2 protein-coding genes are annotated in these 2,837 nt (G+C 38.1%); both read left to right on the top strand.

Annotation, left to right across the window (positions count from 1 at the left end; all coding sequences use genetic code 11):
* A partial coding sequence (locus NBRC110019_RS16600) for an HYR-like domain-containing protein (RefSeq protein ID WP_281756589.1) occupies positions 1 to 1,959 on the top strand: 1,959 nt, incomplete at its 5' end.
* Between the two features lie 23 nt (positions 1,960 to 1,982).
* Positions 1,983 to 2,837 (top strand): hypothetical protein (locus NBRC110019_RS16595; protein ID WP_281756588.1); only part of this gene is annotated, 855 nt, incomplete at its 3' end.

The following is a 2,837-nucleotide window of genomic DNA, read 5'->3' as shown; positions in this document are numbered from 1 at the left end:
GCAACTTTAGCAACTATTACAAGTCAGTGTATGGTGACTGAAACAGCTATTACAGTTCCTACTGCTACTGATAACTGTGTTGGTACAGTAACAGTAACTAACGATGCTACCTTCCCTATAACCGCACAAGGCACTACAGTTATTACATGGACATATACAGATGCCAATGGGAACTCGACTACTCAGACTCAGAATGTAATTATTACTGATACTACTGCTCCGGTTGCGGATCTAGCTACTCTTAGTGATATTACAGCTGAGTGTACAGTAACAGCTGTAGATGTTCCGACTCCTACTGCTACTGATAACTGTAATGGTACAGTAACAGTAACTAACGATGCTACCTTCCCTATAACAGCCCAAGGTACTACCGTTATCACTTGGACATATACAGATGAGAACGGAAACGCTTCTACACAAAATCAAAATGTCGTAATTGATGATATAACAGCTCCGGTTCCAGATATCGCAATCCTTTCCGATATAACTATGCAATGTCAGGTGACCGCTACTGATATTACAACTCCTACCGCTACTGATAACTGTGCAGGCGGCATTACCGCTACTACTAACGATCCATTAGAGTATACCGCTGTTGGTACATACTCCATTACATGGATATATGAGGATGGGAATGGTAATTCATCTACACAAGATCAAACTATTCATGTAACTGACTCAGATTTAAATGCAGTAACATTTACAGATGCGTCATACACATACAACGCCATGGAGCAATACATTACAGTAGACAACCTGCCAGCAGGGGCTACGGTTGCATACAGTAGCTCGCCAAGTACAGGATTGGGGAACGGAGCAATAAATGCAGGTACCTATAACATAACAGCACTAATTAATCCGGCCCCGAATGCTCCTAACTGTGATCCGATTACATTAACTGCTACTATGACTATTGAAAAAGCTCCACAACAAATAATATTTGACCCATTACCGGTAAAACATCTTGAAAATGATGTCGACTTCCAGTTAACAGCTTATACGACTGCTGGGTTACCGGTATACTACACCTATACATATACCGCAACTAACCCTCCGGCTACCGTAACTAGTGCGGGATGGGTAGATATGTTAACATCAGGATCGGTATACATTACAGCACACCAAGATGGTAATAGTAACTACTTACCAGCAGATGATGTTATCCAAGAGCAGGTCATTATTAGTAGTGACTCTAGTATTCATTCTATTGTAATTGATGGAGTAACCTATAACTATCCTGATGATCACATATATTACCTTATGGAATGTGAGAACTCAGCTGATCAGATTACCGTTGCTATTACTACAGAAGCAAATGCTACTGCTGATACAGGACATGAATTTACAATTAGTACGCCACAACCAGGTATCTACAACCAAACGGTAACAATTACATCTCAAGATGGTACCACTACACATACCTATTATATTACGGTAGAAAAAATGTTCCAGTTCTTTGACATTGTTGAGCAGAAGTTTGATAACGTATTACTAGCAAACAATAATCCAGCTACAAATGGTGGATACTCATTTGTAGCTTATCAATGGTATGTTAACAATCAATTAATTAGTACTGACCAGTACTTCTCTGTTGGGCCTAATAACACAGACCTACTAGATGATACGGCTACTTACTACTTACGTTTAACTACTTCTACAGGGGATGTTTTACAAACATGTCTGAGCTCTATTACATTAGAACATGATTATAGCATGAGAGTTACTCCCAACCCTGTAAGTCATGGAAAACAAGTAACCGTAATGCTAGACCTACCACAAGCAGAACTAGACAATACTGATATTATTATATATGACTTATATGGAAAAAAGGTATTTACTACTAAAGTAAACCAAGCCATTAATAACATACAATTGCCTATCTCTATTGAGCCGGCTACCTATCTAGTTAAGTGTATTACTCCAAAAAGAGAGAAAACTGTTAAAATCATTGTTCAATAGTAATTCCTATGAATATAGATATCATGAAATTAAATACTTCTTTTAAAACAAGTCTTAAATCCATAGCATTTGTAGGGCTATGGATTACTTGTGCAGGTGCTAAAGCGCAAAGCACCATCCCTGGTACAGATGACTACCTAAAACATGAGGTGGCATTAACAGCAGGGGGACTGCATGCTACTATAGACTATGACATGCCTGAAACAGATATAAAATCAGGTAGAGATCTTTCCTTTGGATTTGAATACACATACCGTTTTAACAAAAACTTCGGTATTAGTATAGGTGCTGAATACCAAGGGTACAACGCCACGGCTACAGTACAACAAATCAGTGGAGCGTATAACACCACGGATTACGAACAAGAGAGCTTTGAGTTTAGATACAACGCTATAAACTTAGTAGAAGAACAACAAATGAGCTTTATAAACATTCCTCTACTATTCTCTTATGAAAATCAAGAGTACGGGTTTTACATTAAAGCAGGAGCTAAAGTGGGTATGCCAGTAATTACTAAATACTCCGTAAACTATAACTTAGAAACAAGCGGATACTACCAGCAGTATAACGTGGAACTATTCGATCCTGAGTTTATGGGATTCGGCTCATTTACAGGTTTATCTGACAAAGGCACACATATAGACCTAAAGACAAACATTATTGGCTCCTTTGAGTTTGGTTCCAAAATCCCATTAGCCAACAACCACAACCTATATGGTGGCTTGTTTATAGACTATGGTCTAACAAACATAAAAAAAGAAGATAATTACAACCCCGTTAACTACACCCTATATAAAGATGGGGCAGGTTTTAAAAACGAAAGTGTTATCAACTCAAATGCTATTAAAGAAGTTAAAACAATGGCTTTTGGTATTAAA

The sequence above is a fragment of the Neptunitalea chrysea genome (assembly GCF_027924145.1).
GTDB classification, from domain to species: domain Bacteria; phylum Bacteroidota; class Bacteroidia; order Flavobacteriales; family Flavobacteriaceae; genus Neptunitalea; species Neptunitalea chrysea.
Note: the sequence above shows the minus strand (reverse complement) of the source record. Positions and strands in the feature narration are given on the sequence as shown.